General features: G+C 54.2%; 9 protein-coding genes. 6 read left to right on the top strand and 3 right to left on the bottom strand.

Translation table 11 applies throughout. The features are described 5' to 3' along the window. Positions 1-266 precede the first annotated feature (266 nt). The 5 genes from P8N76_26845 to P8N76_26865 all read left to right on the top strand — a co-directional run bounded on the left by P8N76_26845 (position 267) and on the right by P8N76_26865 (position 10,047). Positions 267-3,509 (top strand): tetratricopeptide repeat protein, encoded by a 3,243-nt coding sequence (locus P8N76_26845; GenBank protein MDG2385317.1) that lies wholly within the window; start codon positions 267-269, stop codon positions 3,507-3,509. Between the two features lie 209 nt (positions 3,510-3,718). Further along, complete coding sequence (locus P8N76_26850) at positions 3,719-4,636, top strand: MotA/TolQ/ExbB proton channel family protein (GenBank protein MDG2385318.1); 918 nt, start codon at positions 3,719-3,721, stop codon at positions 4,634-4,636. Between the two features lie 56 nt (positions 4,637-4,692). Continuing rightward, complete coding sequence (locus tag P8N76_26855) at positions 4,693-5,109, top strand: biopolymer transporter ExbD (GenBank protein MDG2385319.1); 417 nt, start codon at positions 4,693-4,695, stop codon at positions 5,107-5,109. Positions 5,110-5,241: 132 nt separating this feature from the next. Continuing rightward, on the top strand, positions 5,242-9,360 hold the full coding sequence (locus tag P8N76_26860) for a hypothetical protein (protein ID MDG2385320.1): 4,119 nt from the start codon (positions 5,242-5,244) through the stop codon (positions 9,358-9,360). 51 nt (positions 9,361-9,411) lie between these two features. Continuing rightward, complete coding sequence (locus tag P8N76_26865) at positions 9,412-10,047, top strand: PH domain-containing protein (GenBank protein ID MDG2385321.1); 636 nt, start codon at positions 9,412-9,414, stop codon at positions 10,045-10,047. Positions 10,048-10,120: 73 nt separating this feature from the next. On the opposite strand, the gene P8N76_26870 is transcribed toward P8N76_26865, so the two are convergent. Further along, on the bottom strand, positions 10,121-11,299 hold the full coding sequence (locus P8N76_26870) for an alanine--glyoxylate aminotransferase family protein (protein ID MDG2385322.1): 1,179 nt from the start codon (positions 11,297-11,299) through the stop codon (positions 10,121-10,123). A 239-nt stretch (positions 11,300-11,538) separates the two neighbouring features. Here P8N76_26870 and P8N76_26875 point away from each other — a divergent pair, with 239 nt between their 5' ends. Continuing rightward, positions 11,539-13,149 carry an alkaline phosphatase gene (locus P8N76_26875; GenBank protein ID MDG2385323.1) on the top strand — a complete coding sequence of 537 codons (1,611 nt, stop codon included), beginning with the start codon at positions 11,539-11,541 and terminating at the stop codon, positions 13,147-13,149. 40 nt (positions 13,150-13,189) lie between these two features. Here the strand turns inward: P8N76_26875 and P8N76_26880 are convergent, their stop codons facing one another. Next, positions 13,190-14,572, bottom strand: a complete 1,383-nt coding sequence (locus P8N76_26880) for a glycosyl hydrolase (protein MDG2385324.1) — start codon at positions 14,570-14,572, stop codon at positions 13,190-13,192. Beyond that, entirely contained in the window at positions 14,569-16,587 is a 2,019-nt protein-coding gene (gene nadE, locus P8N76_26885; GenBank protein ID MDG2385325.1) for an NAD(+) synthase, read from the bottom strand. Before nadE ends, P8N76_26880 begins: the two co-directional genes overlap by 4 nt. Positions 16,588-16,628: the final 41 nt, after the last annotated feature.

Below are 16,628 nucleotides of genomic sequence, written 5' to 3' on the forward strand. Positions count from 1 at the left end.
GCCAAGAGTCGATTGTGGCAACCTGATCTGGCGGTTGTTCAAGTTTGACCACCGTAAACGTAAGTTGTCGCTATCGGTCACTTTCCGTAAACTTAGCTAGATTGGATGAATTCCCGCCAGGAAAGCGATTTCAACCGCGTTCTGATGGTTGGTGTGCCTGACAGTGAGTTTCTTGTCAGGTTGGGAGAAAGATGCCTGAGGGGTGTGCGACAGGCAGGTCGTCAATTTTGGTTCCTCTAGACTGCAGAGAAATTGGAAACAAATCTATGTTGTTTTCCGGCTTTCGTAATTTGACTCGTCGTTTCTTACCTCTGATCGTGATCGGGGTGGCCGCCTTGGCGATCCCTATCAGCTTCGCGCAGGAGACCTCAAAAGCTCCGAACGATGCGAAGGTTTCATCGCCCGCTGCGGTAGCCGCTTTTGCAGCGGCCGCAAATTTCCAGAACAACCAAGCTTACGATTTGGCGGCAGAATCGTGGCAAAGATTTCTCAACGACCACAAAGATGACCCTAGAGTGATTGAAGCCACCTACAACCTCGCTATTTGTCGGATGCAACTCAAGCAGTTGAAACAGGCACGAGAGCTGTTGCAAAAGGTTGTCAATTCGGCAGCAGAATTTGATCGACGGGAGGAAGCTGCCCTCAATCTGGGATGGACCATCTATTCGCTGGCGCTCGACAACAAACCTGAGTTGTTTCCGGAAGCCGATCAGGCATTTACCAAATTGCTGGAGGATTTTCCGCAGGGTGGAAAACGGGATCAGGCCTTGTTCTTTCGCGGCGAGTCGCTGTACCTCCAAGAAAAACGAGAGGCAGCAGAAAAAACTTATCGACAACTGGTTGATCAGTTTCCCGATTCGCCGCTGAGGGCGGATGCTCAGTATGCTCTGGGAGTGACTCTTGAAGAAATGGGACGTTTTGCAGACGCGGGCTCGGTCTACGATAAGTTCTTGGACGATTTTGCTGAAAATAGTTTGATCAACGAGGTCAAATTGCGAAAAGCAGAGACTGTCTTACGAGCTGGGGACCTTGCCGATGCGGAACAGCGGTTCGCGGCGCTCTCAAAACTGCCCAATTTTGGCTCGGCCGATCACGCCCTATACCGTCAAGCTTTTGCGGTCGCTCGTCAGGAGCGATTCGAAGCGGCAGCAAAAATTTTTGCGAGATTGATCCAAGACTTTCCCGACTCGAATTATGTGCAAGACAGTACGATTGCGGCGGCCCGTTCCTACTTTCGAGCCGAACAGCTGGACTTGGCATCGAAGTGGTTTGTGCGGGTGCGGGAGGTCAAAGGGGCATATGCTGTCGAAGCGGCTCACTGGTTGGCTCGCGTCTATCTAAAGCAAGGCCAGCCAGCGGTTGCCCTGCAGGTGGTTACGGAGACGCTGCCCCAGGCGAAGGGAGACGCTTTCGAGCTGAATTTATTAATGGATCAGGCGGATGCGTTGTATGAAATTGAATCCCGCCGGGCCGAAGCGGTGGACCTATACGCCAAATTGGCTGACGAACACCCCGAGAGCGACCTTGCGCCTCAATCACTCTACAATGCTGCCTACGGCTCGATGGCATTGAAAGACTATGCAAACGGATTGAAGTTAGCCGAGCAATTTTCCAAAGCTTATCCCAGTAACCATCTGTTGCCCGATGTGAAAAACGTGGTCGCCGAGTGTCACTTGCAACTGGGTGACAATGATGCAGCGGCGCGTGTTTTTGCCGATTTGGCCGCAAACTCAGCTGAGCGTAAGGAGGCATCGCAGTGGAAGATTCGCGAAGCCTTAGCACTCTTCGCTCAAAAAAAATATTCTGAATCGCTTGATCGCATCGAGGCGAAACTGCCCGCAATGACCGACCCGGCTGAGCGGGCCGAGGCTTACTATCTGGCGGGCATGAATCATTTTTCACTCAGTCATTTTGCTGCGGCAGAAACAGCATTCCAGAAATCGTTGGAGATCCAATCGGATTGGCGTCAGGCAGATGAAACGCTGCTCAACTTGTCCCGAGCTCAGCGTAAACAAAAAAAGTTGGATGAAGCGCGCGAAACGGTCAGCCACTTAATTGAAGAATTTCCCAAAAGTCCGTTGCTCGATCAGGCTCATTTTCGTTTAGCCGAATACGCTTACGCGGTGCAAGACTTTGAGACCGCTGATCGAGAGTATGCATTCGTGTTGGAACATTATCCTGAATCCATTTACGCTCCCTATGCGCAGTATGGTCGAGGGTGGTCGAGCCTCCGTGCCGGAAAGCTTGACGTGGCCGAAAGCTGTTTGTCGGCCGTGATCGACGGATTTCCCACCCATGCTCTGTTGCCGCAAGCGATCTATGCTCGTGGAATGGCGCGGCAACAAGCGGGTGATTTTGAACAATCGCTGGCTGATATCAAAAAGTATCTTGAACTCGGACCTGAGGACGCAAAACGCTCTGATGCACTCTACTTGCAGGGGCTCTGCTTGGCAGGGCAAAAACAATACGAGGCCGCCGCAAATAGCTTTCGCGCGATTCTTAGTGACGATTTGGATTACGAAGGGGCTGACAAAGTGCTCTATGAATTGGCTTGGGCACTCAAATCACAAAATAAGTCGGATGAATCGGTGGAATCATTCGCTCAACTCGGACAACAGTTTCCTGACAGTCGTTTGGCTGCCGAAAGCTTTTATCATGTTGGCGAGGACGCTTACGGTCGCGAAGAGTACGATCAAGCTGCGGAAGTCTACGATCGCTCACGCAGTCGGCTCCAAGGGAATCAAAAATTGGGCGAAAAAGTGCGGTACAAATTAGGTTGGTCACATTATCAACTCAACGATTTTGAACAAGCACTTGCCGCGTTTGTCGAGCAAGCGGAAAAGCATCCTCAGGGAAGCTTACTGGGGGATGCATTGTTTATGCAGGGTGAGTGCCATTTTCGCGGCGAAGATCATCAGCAAGCGTTGACCGATTACGCCGCGGCTGTAGCACAAACGTTGTCCAGTGATGCGATCAAGACTTTGGCTCATTTGCACGCTGGGCAGTCTGCCGGGCAGCTCGGCAAATGGAAAGAAAGTTTAGGCTGGCTGGAAAGAATCGCTACCGACCAAACCGATTCGCCCTACCTTCCTCAAATTCAATACGAGATGGCGGTTGCACAACAAAATCTGGGAAACGAGGCAGTCGCTCTGCAACTGTTTAAGAAAGTGGTTGATCGTTCCAGGGGCGAGATCAAGGCGCGGGCTGGATTCATGATGGGAGAGCTGTATTATGCCAAAAAAGAATATCTCAATGCGATTCGAGAATTCCGCAAAGTGATGTTTGGCTTTGACCAAAACGCCGATGGAAAAGTTCGCCAATGGCAGGCAAAGGCAGGCTTTGAAGCCGGGCAGTGTGCGGGCCTGGTCGCCGCTCAGGAAGATAAGCCGACCGAGCGTCAGCGATTTATTGATTTGGCACAAAAATTCTTTGAGTATGTCGTGGCACAACATCCGCAGTCGAAAGAAGCATCGGCGGCCGCAAATCAGTTGAAAAAGTACGCCGGGTGACGAATTCGCGACCCGCCAGGGGGTGAGGTCGAATTGGCAGCATTACTCCTGCGAGCAGACGCTTGTCGGTAAACGTGCTAAAGCGGGGTGGCTTTGAGGGCAATTCGCTTGGCAAATTCGGTGCCCGCGCAGAAAATGAACGCGTAACTTGATAGGATGACCCAGTCACTCACCGGTGATCTCCTCCGCGTTGGTCATAATGCAAACACATGCTCACTGATTTATCAAAAGAATCCCAGATTGGTTTCCGGCTGCTGCTCGCGCTGTCGCTGGTTTTCGTTTGTTGGGCCATTCCGCCGCTGGCGGCGCAAGATGGCCCCTCGGCGGAACAGGTGATTGACGAGGCGATGGCGTTGGCGAACGTCGATCAGCCGGTTGTCGAAACGCCGGCCCCGATTGAGCGTCTGAATCTGCTCACCCTGGTGATGAAGGGTGGGCTGTTGATGATTCCGATTGGAGTGATGTCCGTTCTTGTCGTGATGCTGGTTGTTGAACGAGCGATTGCTTTGCGACGCGAAAAAGTGATGCCGATTGGCTTGGTGGAAGGGCTCGGCCGGATGGGGGCGGTTCCGGGAGTACTCGACCCACGTCAGGCGTATCGCCTCTGCCAACAATATCCGTCTGCGACCGCGACGGTGATCCGATCCATGTTGCTCAAGACTGGACGTCCGCAGTCGGAGGTTGAGCATGCGGTGGCAGAATCCAGCGAACGCGAAGCAGGGCGACTGTACGCGCATGTGCGTTGGTTAAATCTAATTGCAGCCATCGCGCCCTTGATGGGATTGTTCGGCACGGTTTGGGGGATGATTCGAGCTTTTTTTGACACGACTCAGTTGGCTGCCGGCCAAAATAAAGCGGATTTTCTGGCTCAAGGGATTTACGTGGCGCTGGTGACGACCTTGGGAGGCCTGGCCGTAGCCATCCCCGCGGCCATTTTCTCACATTATTTTGAAGGTCGTATCCAAAGCTTGTTTCATCAAATCGATGAAATGTTGTTTAACCTCTTGCCGCAAGTCGAACGTTTTGAAGGACGGATGCGCGTGACGCCTCATTCTTTAGAGGCAACCGAAGAAAACGCCGTCCCACCTGATGCGGCAGATCGAGTGGACCCAGCGAATATCGGTTAAATCAAAAACTGCCGGTTGAGGTTGCGAATCAATCGGGAAATGACGAAAGTGAAGCGGTGGCAGTAAAGATTCCCAAGAGCACGGTGTTGCAGTCGCTCAGCATGACGCCGTTGATTGATGTCGTGTTCTTGTTGCTGATTTTTTTTCTGGTTGCCACGCGGTTCGCTGAAGAAGAACGTTCGATGGAAGTCAATTTGCCGACGGCCAGCGAATCTAAACCGATTACGATGAAGCCCAAAGACATCGAGTTGAATATCGATCAGGAAGGCCAGTACTTCCTCGGGGGCGGACAATCGCTGACATTGGAACAAATGGAATTGGCGCTTGGCCGACTTGCGGTCAACAATCCATTAACCCAAACGGTGGTTATCCGAGCCGATCGTAGCTGTAGTTGGGATCGGGTGGCTCAAGCAATGAACGCTTGTCATCGGGCCGGTTTGCAAGATGTCAAAACTTCAATCTCAGGACAATAAATCTTGAGACAAGGATCGACGACCAAATTGCAGCAGTGAGATTCGCAGTGAGATGATGAGGTGCCAAGGCGGTGCCTGCAGAGAATTAGAGGGTGTCTTTTCCGTAAATCGAAAGCATTGACCTAAGCCCTTATGACTGAACGACGCCACAACGTTCGAAAAATCGAGCCGCTACGGCACGAGTCGTTCGAGGATCGTAGTTGGCCGGTGCAACTCGCGCTGATTCTGTTGGGAGCTTATCTGATTGGGGTCATTGCGGCCACGCTCCGTTTTGACGATCGAAATTTGCTGACGAGTGCAATGACTTGGACGATCGTTACGATCGTGTCAGTTGTCTTTTTGTTAATCGGGGTCGCTCAACTCAAAAGCCATTGGTTGAAACGCGGGCTGTTGTTTTCGCTGGTTTTGAGTCTGATCGTCAATTTGAGCGTCCTCTTGGTTCTCTCTTTGATGAATCTGTTGCCGCCTTCGATTTCAGTGGTGGAGACGCCGGTCGCGGCGGTTCAAGAGGAAGAACAGGAGACGTTGCCCGAATTCTTTCCATTGGCGACGGATGGAAATGATCGTCCCAAACAAGAATATGAGAAACCTGTGACCACAGGAGAACCGGAAATGGAGCAACGCGATGACGTCCAAAAGACGTCGATCGCAATCGAAACGGAAAAACGTCAGCCGGATGTTCCTAATCAGCCGGAGCATGAACCATCACAGCAGTCGGTGGAACGAGCCAAGGTGGTAAAGTCCGCACCACGCGAATTTGACTTGCAGAGTACTCTCAGCCGACAAGAGCAAAGGTTAAAGCCTCGCATTGCACCGCCGATTGTCGACAATGTGCCATCACCACAGCAGTCGGAAGCCGAGCAACTGAAGGCCGTTCCATCTCAAGTACAACGCCAGACGCCGCAAGTGGTGCGGCAGCAATTAGACCAGCAAACACAGCCTTCCAGTCAAGTTTCTGTGCAGCGAGAGCAGCTTTCCCGCCGATCTGAAACACGTGATCAACCCGAGTTGACCGTGCCGTCGCGAGCCTCCAGTCTGGTGCGGTCGGAAAGTGGTGTACGTCCGGCACGGGCTGCGATGGCAACGGGGAATCGGCCGTCGTCAGCTCGCGAGAGCAATCCCGATGCGACACCGGCCAATCTGGCTGTCGAACGCCAACAGACCACAACTCCCGATACAAACCGTCGCCCGGATTTAGTGACGCCAGACGGCGTGGTGCGGAAGGTTGAATCGGACTCCACTCGTCAGCAACCGAGCGAGCAATCCCCTCAGCTTGCCGAAACGACTCGGCCGATCGTGGAACGTCGGCAACCGGTTACGGTAGCTCCCAGCGATGTGGATGTTATGGCAGCGCAAGTTGCTCAGACGGTTGCACCGGATCGAACGAATGCCACGGCGGAACCCACTGATGTCGCGCTGGACAAGCAGGCGGCTCAACAGCCGCAACCCTGGCCGACGCCCGGGCTCGCAACCGAAGCCGTGACACGGTCGACCGAAGCCTTGGCGACCTCTGCGCAGTCTCGTGTTTCACTGGAAAAGTCAGTTCCGTCGGCGAATGAGCCAGCAGAGATACAATCTGATCATCGGGCGATAACGCGATCCTTCGTTCCCGTTTCACCGCTCAATGCATTGACCGAGGGGGCAATCGCAGCAGACCGCGTAACCCCCGACCCTACGGCTGTTCCAGCCCAAACGGCCATTACCGTTTCGGAACGCGGGATCACCGGGGAGGGTGAGTCACCAAATTTGGATCAGGGGGATGTGGCGCCTCCCACGCCGATGTCACTTGCTTCGGCTTCTGCTCAGAGAAAGCAGGCTTCGCAGCAAAGTCGGCCGGGACCTGCGATCGCTCCCGCGGCGGGCGCTCGCATACCGCGCAGTTTGGCCGGTGCGAGTACCCCCACCACAAATCTGCGGGCCCAGTCTGATGTAGCGGCTGACCGGGTCGATGCAGTGACGATCGCTGAAGTTGAAGCCAATGCAGCAGCTGGTGAGACACGTCGACAGGCCAATGCGCCACTCGCGCGTCAGACCGCCCAAGCTGGCAAGTCGAGCGTTGATATTGGGCCCCTGCGGATTGCGACGAGTATTGGGCAAAAGCAGCCTGCCGGTGGAGGACAACCCGAAATTCTTCAAGGCATGATGAAACCTGCTACGCCTCGCACCCGCGTGGGAGGGACGGTGAATCCTGCCTTGCCCGTTACGGAAGCTGCCAAAGTGGTTGCGGCTCCACCTAATCAAGAGCAACAAGTTCGGTTGCAGAATGCAGGTGCTGCAGAACCACGGCTCGCTCGCCAAGCGGCTGTCGCCTCGGCATCCGCCAGTCCACAACCGCAACCTTCGCCGGATTCGTCCTCGGTTAGCGAGGGTGCCGCCCGCATCGCGACGGGAGGACAACCGGCGCGGAGTCGCGCAACCGAAGCGAAGATGGCTGACGTTGCAGCGCCCGGCGGGGGGATGAACCAAAGATTGCGAACTCCTGCCACTCAAGCGATCCCCCTGGGAACTCCAAGCCAGCAGGTACAGGTTGTGAGTCAATCCGCATCGAGTGGTTTACCGGATGCCTTGCCGCTTCAGTCCGAAGGTGAACGTGTGCGTCGCAATACGGATGGCGTTTACGGCCCCGCATCAAACGAACCCGTCGGTGCCGCGGTGGACGACGTTGCACGCGCTGGCGTCAGCGGGCCGGCGACGGACGTATCAATCAGCCGACGTGCCGGATCCGCGAGTCAGCAAGTCGGGCCGCTTTTCTCGGATCTTGTTCAAAATGGTGATTCAGCGCCTCGAGCTCGAGTCATGCGGCGTCCTTCCGGGGTGGTTTCGAAAGTTGAGATGGACGTGCCACTTGCTGGAGTTGCCATCGTTCGCGACAACACACCCTCACCTGATGTGGCTGTCGCCGTGCAAGCCGGCGACGTCGCTCGTAGTCAGGCTGGTGGCTTGGTGGTGCCGATTGATCTGCCGATATCGGTTGGCGGATTGTCGAGCGATGTAGCGAAGAACGTCGGCGTCATCAGTCGCCAGGCACAACCAGACAGCCAGTTGGTCGCCGACAGTCGAGCTCGATTTATTCGACGCAACGTGGGTGGACCCTTGTCGATCGATACGAAGGTCGCACTGCCCACGGAGGCTTTTCAGACACGGATCAATCGCCGTGGCGAAGATCCAGCTGGCGGAAATGGACGTCCCTCGCAACGTACTGAAGAGGCGATTGAATTGGGCTTAATCTATCTGGCAAAACAGCAATCGCCTGACGGTCGTTGGAGCCTGGGACGGGTTGGTGCCGAGGGCGAGGAGGTTGAAATTCCGACTCTGCGATCTGATACGGCGGCGACCGGCCTCGCATTGCTCTCGTTTTTGGGAGCCGGATACCACCACCAGAGTGACAAGTATCAGGAGGTGGTGAAAGAAGGGCTGGACTTTCTACTTGATGCTCAAAAGCCTGACGGAGATCTTTATCTCGCCGAGGATGAGGATTCGGCGCGGAACGCATGGCTGTACAGTCATGGCATCGCCACGATTGCTCTCTGTGAGGCCTATGGTATGACTCAGGATTCAACCTTGAGAGAGCCGGCCCAGAGGGCCGTCAATTTTATCGTTCAGGCACAACATCCTCGACGAGGAGGGTGGCGGTACGCCCCGGGTGTAAGCTCGGACACCTCCGTCTCGGGATGGATGGTGATGGCGATGCGCAGCGCCGAACTTGCCAATCTTGAAGTTCCCGTATCCGCCTGGAAACTTGTCGAGGTGTGGTTGGAGATGGCCCAGGTTTCCGATCGTCGTCGCGAGCTGTATCGGTACAATCCCCTGGCACCAAATACCATTCAACAAGGTCATGGGCGACAACCGACTCCGACCATGACGGCCGTCGGACTCTTAATGAGACTCTATACGGGGTGGCGGCGAGACAATCGGAATATGGTGCTGGGAGCCGAATATCTCCGCTCGCAAGTGCCCGAGATCGGTTCGCTCAGCAACCCGAAACGCGACACCTATTACTGGTATTATGCCACGCAGGTGATGTTCCATATGCGAGGGGATTACTGGGAGGCATGGAATCAACGCTTACATCCGTTGTTGACCTCATCCCAAGTCCAGACCGGATCATTCGCGGGCAGTTGGGATCCGCAGGATCCCATCCCCGATCGCTGGGGCAGTCACGGGGGACGCTTGTATGTCACCACCTTGAATCTGTTGTCCCTGGAGGTCTACTATAGGCATTTGCCAATTTATGAAGATACGGCTCGCTAGACACGGTGTTGCGAGCAGCGTCAAGGAATCTATGGCGAGATGAGGGTGGCGATGAATTGTCCGCGATGTGGTGTTGGCCTGCCCGCTGCGGCCTTGTTTTGTTCGCAATGTGGCCACTCGCTTGAAATGAAGACCCACCAACCTCCTCGGAGGAATGACCGGCTTCAATCCCAAGCCATGGCTTTCCAAACTCCAGAGGATGACGAAGAGTACGAATTGTGGCGCGGTAGATATTCAGCCAAAGGGATGATCAACTATTGGTTGGTTGCCGTACTTGCCACCGTGCTCTTACCGCTTGTCGCGGGGGCGGCGAGTCTCGATCGCGTTGGCTGGATCGGTCTTTTTGGGTTGATCCTTCTTCTTTGGCTAGGCTTGATCTGCCTGCTTGCCGTACAGAAAATGGACGTGCATTATGTGCTGACAAATCAGCGTTTGATTCACAAGAGTGGTATTATCACGAGACATTCACATCGAATCGAAGTCATTGATTTTGATGATGTCAGTTATCAACAAGGGATCATCGAACGGATGGTCGGCGTGGGGACAATTGAGGTTGTTTCGAGTGATCGTACGGATCCTATTCTTGAATTAATCGGCATTGATCGAGTTCAAGAGGTTGCCCGCATCATGGATGAAGCCCGCCGGGCTGAGCGGATCCGTCGTGGCTTACACATTGAAGCCGTCTAGTTCCCGCACGAATTGTGGTGTGTCGATGCTGCGTCTTGCACTGGCTTGGCAAGCTTTGTGCATGGCGGTTCTTCTAGTTGCGATACACTTGGTTGGCCGCTGCGATACTTGAGCCAGCATCAAAGCCATAATTTTGTTCGGCCAACAACTGCTCAAGGGCCGACAGAAATAACAGCACATTGGCCTCCCGAGCCCCATATCCCATTAGTCCAATTCGCCAAACCTTGCCTTTGAAGGTTCCCAAACCGGAGCCAATTTCAATTCCAAATCGATTCAGCAGATCAGCTCGCACGCGAGCATCATCAACGCCGGTGGGAATGCGCACCGCATTTAACATGGGTAATTGGTGTCCCTCCTGGGCCGTGTAGTGGATGTCTAAAGCTGCCAAGCCGGCTTTCAAAGCTCGATGATTGAGTGCGTGCCGCTCAAAACAAGCGTCCAGACCTTCGGCAAGAATGATTCGGGCTGCTTCATGCAACGCGTAGGACATGTTGATCGGTGCCGTGTGATGATAGACACGATCGGCACCCCAGTAAGAGGCTAACATTGAAACATCGAGATACCAGCTTTGAACTTTTGTTTTGCGATTCAGGATGCTATCCACTGCCCGTTGGTTAAAGGAGACGGGAGCCAATCCGGGCGGGCAACTCAGGCATTTTTGAGATCCTGAGTAAATGGCGTCAATATTCCAGCGATCGACTTCTACTGGTAGACCGCCCAAAGAGGTCACTGAATCTACCAACAGCATGGCTCCCGCATCGTGCACTAAATTGGATATCTCTTCGAGCGGTTGCCAAGCTCCGGTGGATGTTTCTGCCATCACGATGCCTACGATCTTCGGTTTGGCTTGCAATAAGGCGTCTTTCAAGTCGTCAACCTTGAAAACCTCGCCCCAGGGACGTTCCACACTTGTCACCTCTGCGCCCGCTCGTTGAGCGACGTCTCGCAGCCGCGCTCCAAAGACACCATTGACGCAGGCGATCATCGAGTCACCCGGTTCAATGAGGTTGACGATCGTTGCCTCCATGCCTGCCGAACCGGTTGCACTGACAGCAAATGTCATCTCGTTCTTGGTTTGAAACAGCTCTCGCAACATCTGTTGCAATTGATCCATTACTTCCAGGTAGTAGGGATCGAGGTGGCCGACGGTACCACGCCCCAGGGCTTCCAAGACGCGTGGATGGATGTCACTGGGGCCGGGCCCCATCAACGTGCGGACCGGCGGACAGATTGCAGGGGGTACGCTCGTCATTCTCTATTTTCTCCTTGAATACGGGTTGAACCCGTCGTCAGCTAGTTTGCTTGTCGAATGCTATTTCGAAGGTGTCGAGTGCGTGTTCGTTGTGTTTAAGCTCGGTTCAAAATCTCAAATCGCTCCAAACAATGGAACTCACTGCTAAAATGCAGGGAGGCGACCATCGCAGTCGTTCGTACAGCTTACAAACGTCGAGACCAGAAGAAAACATGCCCGCGCTGCTTCGAAGACTGGGAATGTCACAATGGCGACTTTGGTTGGTTTGGTTTTGCCTGTCATTCGCAGCCTCAACTTCGTTGCCTGCCGACCACCTGCGGGCGTTGCAAAAACGGGCTGATGAAAACTCACGAGCCGAATGGGGGCGCTGGGGGGCGGACCGAAAAAAATATTCGAGTTGGACGAGTCACTCCAACCGCTTGATCCCGATTTATACGTTCGGAATCGATTTGCGTGCCTACCGGGGAGTTTACAGTCCCTATCGCAATCAGCGGAAGATTCAACGTCTCTACGATGGTATGTCTCCAGGCTCGTTAAATCCGGCCGCAAATTACTTTGACCAAACCGACGTCTACCGGATCCAGAAAAGGGCGGTTAACTCCGGCAAAAAATATATCATCTTGATGGTGTTTGATGGGATGGATTGGCAAACGACTCAAGCTGCCGCGATTCACGCGGCTCAAAATGTTTATACCGAGGGTCGGGGATCGGGCTTGAGTTTTCAGGATTATCGGCGAGTTACGACAGACTATGGTTTTTTTGTGACTAGCCCGCACAACGTCGGAACACAGGTTGATGTGAATGCTCAAGCCGTATTGAACCCGGGTGGAACGGAACGCGGTGGCTATTCAGCCCGACTGGGGGGAGCGACTCCTTGGGCGGTTCCCGGTAGCGACACTTATTTGCTGGGAAAATTGCGTGCGGTTCCCCATGTCGTCACGGATTCAGCTTCGTCGGCCACGTCGATGACCAGCGGTAAAAAGACTTTTAACACCGCCATCAACGTCGATCCCAACGGAGCCCATTTGATACCTCTGCCGCGCCAGTTGCAGGCTGAACGAGATTTTTCCATCGGTGTCGTTACTAGCGTGCCCATCAGCCATGCGACTCCGGCGGCCGCTTATGCCAACAATGTTTCGCGGAATGATTATCAAGACTTGACGAGGGATCTGATCGGTTTACCCTCGATTTCACATCGACGCAAAGCCTTGGATGGCGTTGACGTTTTGTTGGGCGGTGGCTGGGGTGAGTTGGTGAACGGAGATGAGAAACAAGGGAGTAACTTTGTCCGGGGAAATAAGTTTTTGACGGACGCGGATCGAAAGCGAATCGACCTTAACAACGGCGGTAAATACGTGGTAGTGCAGCGTGAACGGGGCCAGTCCGGCGCGGCAACGTTGTTGGCGGCTGGGCGCGAAGCCTATCGGAAAAAAGCTCGGCTGGTGGGCTTCTTTGGAGCAGGCGGCGGCAACTTGCCTTTCCAAACAGCAGATGGGAAATACAATCCCCACAAGCTTGCCTACGACGCCTCGGATCTCTCAGAAAACCCAACTCTTGCGAACATGACCCGGGTGGCCTTGGGAGTGCTGTCGCGTAATTCCCAGGGCTTTTGGTTGATGATCGAAGCGGGGGATGTTGACTGGGCAAATCACGCCAACAATCTCGATAATTCGATCGGCGCAGTCCTGAGTGGCGACGCGGCGTTTAAAACAGTGACAAGCTGGATTGAGAAAAATAAAGCTTGGGACGAAACGGTTTTAATCCTCACGGCCGACCATGGGCATTATTTCGTTCTCAATGATCCGACGATTTTGATTTCGCCGGCGACCGGAGGGACCGTCGACGAATGAGCGACGTCGCTGCTGGCAACCAGAGTTCGGGGATTTAACGTCAATCAGAAGGGCCGAAAAAAGTGAATTCTGGTAAACCTTTGGCAACGCGTTCAACGTACAAGCAGGCTTCCATTAGATGATAGTCGCCCCACATGCAGGATTCGCCTTGTGGAATTGAGGCCCCCGCAGGGGTGTGATCCCAGCCACGGGGACGGTGATAGATCGTGTGAAGTAACAGTCCCTGGTGTTCGCGAGAAGTCGATAGATAGGGTTCACGGAGTAGATTTTGCAGCACCGTCAGACCTGCTTGCCAGTACCTGTTGGCCGCTTCTGGGTTGCTGGATCGGAGCAGTTGTCCCAACCGCAGGAGCCCTTGGACCCCGATCGCGGCAGCCGAACTATCGACTGGCTCGAAACGATTAAAGGGGTCGGCAGGACAATCGAGTGGCTGATTCATGCGGGACAAACCGGGCGCGCCCGTGTCCCAATAGGGAATTCCACAGGTGGGGGAATTCTCTAGGTAGAAGTCACAAGAGGCCATTGCGGCTCGCAGCATGATGGCTTCGATAGCCTCCCGTCCTCCCAGGGGTGACAGTTCGTGATCATCGACAGTAGCCAAGAACTGGAGTAGCTCGGGATAGCCGGCCATGATCCACGATAAGCCACGCGTCCAGGTGGTAAACGGAGAGTAACCTTGTTGAGTACTCGGACAGCGATACTGGCCGTTGGTCACATTGAAGATGCTCTCGTGGGAGACGCGTCCCCAGACGTCGTAAGTATCTCGCTGTTCGCCGTAGTAAACGTTGTATTTGGCGGTCGCGGTGGCGTGCTGAATGAGACGCTCAAGTAAGGAGATTTGTAAGTCATTTTCACCCCAGAGAGTGTGGCCCAAACGGTGTGATAAGGCTAACGCACGTAATGAGCGAATCGTATCGCAGAATAGCGAGTGGGGACCATTGAACGAGTGGATGTACCCTTGATTTTCTGACGTTGCGGTCCATCGTGCGGCCTGAACGGCTCCGCTGGCTTTCAGCGCAAGTTCATAGAGATCTTGTTCTCGTTCTGAAAACGCGATTCGACCTTCCCTCATAAGTCGCAATAGGTTTCCATAGGTGCTCACCTGATTGAAGCCGTGGTCATGAACGCCAATGTGTGTGATATGGGACGCCATTTGTGCGATGGTGCTGTCGCGTCCCAGGTCAAGGAATTCGACTTCATCCGTCGCATCGAATTGAAGAATCGCCGCTCCATATTGAAAGCCCTGCGTCCATTCAGTCCAGCCTTGTGCGACGTACCTTCCGTCGATCGTGAAGACCGGTGTGCCGCCAATTTCATGGGACGATGCCTGGATGGAACGTATCTTGTCACCGGCCAGGGACCACGTCGCCTCGATTGCTGCGACCAAGTCACGAGGTTGTAACTCCATATCGATCGTGATCACGCTGACGAATCCTTAGCAGGTTTTTTTTTCGATTGGGAAAGTGAACGACGCATCTCACGCAATTCGCGTTCGAAGCCGCCATTCAGAATGGGGAAGCGACACCAGGTTTTAGGATCTAAGTTTTCGTCATCGACGTGAAAGGAGGGGGCGTAACGTTCTCGTTTCCATTGGTTTCGGCACCAAAGTCGGAAAAAACGTTCGATCCAGTCTGCCAGTTGCTGATCTTCGTAATGCGAAAAATTGATCTGAATTTGTTGTAGGACTTCGGTCGGCGTTTGCTTGTCACGAATGGCCGCACGTTCAATCGCATCTAACAAGTCGTAAGGCATCAAGTCCGCTTCGTCTGTCTGCCCTTGGGCCAGAGGTCGAAGTTCGGCGGTCGGTTCCTGATCGTTGACCAAACTGAGAATCGGAAGGGGGGCCAGGTCAACCGGTCCTTGCTGCTGCATCCAGACGAGCCACTGCCGCAAGAATGCTTTGTCAATGCCTGCGATCGGAGATAAACCTCCGCAAGTATCACCATCCATGGTGGCATAGCCGACGGCCGCTTCCGAGCGATTGCTGGTAGCCAGGAGCAGGGCTTCACGCAGATTGGCGAGCATCCAGACGCTGGGCCCCCGAGCCCTGGCCTGGATGTTTTGCAGTGTCAGATCGTCCTTGTCCCAGGTCAACGGCCGTTGGACGGCCCGCTCAATCATTCCGGTGTATCCCTGGACGATCTCTTCCACATCCAATTCCAAGTGATTGGCTTTGAGTGCGTTCGCGAGTCCTGCCGCGGCCGCCTGCGTGGTTCGCGAGCTGTTTTGAGTCGCCTGGTAAGCGGTTGTTAGCAATTTATGGACCATTTGGCCGGCATCGTCTGTCTCCGCCAGCCCTGCGATGTAGTTCAGTTTTTCGCGAAGCTTCTTTCCCCCGAGTTTTTGATGGGCGAAATGAACCATCAAGAAACACAAGGTGGCTACGGCAGCGGAATCCGCTCCACCGCTCAGCGAAACGATAAAGCCTCGCGAGCGACTCTTCCGCAAATAATCAAATAAGCCGAGTGAAATTGCGCGAGCAAACTCTTCTTCCTTAATTGTTTCCGAACTTTCCCAACTGGTGCGACTGATTTCAGCCGGTTCGACCTCCTGGAGGGGAAAGGAAAAATCGGCTTCGACCAATTGCGGAGTCCGCTCCATGGATGGCTGATAACTGGCAGTTCTCGCGCGATTGACTCGGACCGCATCGACGTCGACTAAGGCCGAAGTTACGTAGCTGTCTTCGAAGGAAAAACGTGGCCCAGTGGCCAACATTTTTCCGCAGCTTGCGATCATGGCGTCGCCGTCGTAGATCGCACGACCCGCTTCGTTGCCAAGGAGATTCGCGTAAATGTAGGCAACACTATAGGCCCGTGAGCCGTCCAAAATAAAACGTCGTCGCACAAGGTGTTTGCCAAAAGCAAAGTGACTCGCACTCGGATTCAGCAGCATGTCGACACCCTGTGTTGCCAATTGTCCTCCAGGGCGATTCGCCACCCAGGCATCTTCACAGATCTCAAAGCCAATTCGGATCTGGCCGCACTCGAAAATTAGATCCCCCAAGGGGAGCGACTGTTGACCGACGTCTGTCTCGACGACGGTGTGCGCAGGCCAGGGCTTGAACCAGCGGGGTTCGTAGTGCAAGCCTTCACCTGCCAGATTTTGCTTCCCGACAAAGCCGAGTAGCTTCCCGTTGGCGACGAGGCCAGCTGTGTTGAAAAGTCCACCACGATGGAAAAGCGGTAAGCCCAGTGAGACAATCATGCCCTGGGTCTCCGGAATTATTTCCAGCAGAATTTGCTGTGCCGTCTCCTGCAGGCCGACGGAATGAAAAGCGTCTTCACAGCCGTAACCCGTGATGCATAATTCGGGAAGGCAGAGAACGCTTACGTGCTCATCGCGTGCTTGCTGGATCGCACTCAATATGCGGTCGCGATTGCCGTCCCAATCCAGCGGAGTTTGGTTGAGTACGGCGGCGCCGACCTTAATAAGTTTCACAATATGCTCCCGACTGGCTGGTTGGGGACCGGCAATCTGCA

It is taken from the genome of Pirellulaceae bacterium (assembly GCA_029243025.1).
In the GTDB taxonomy this organism is placed as follows: Bacteria; Planctomycetota; Planctomycetia; order Pirellulales; family Pirellulaceae.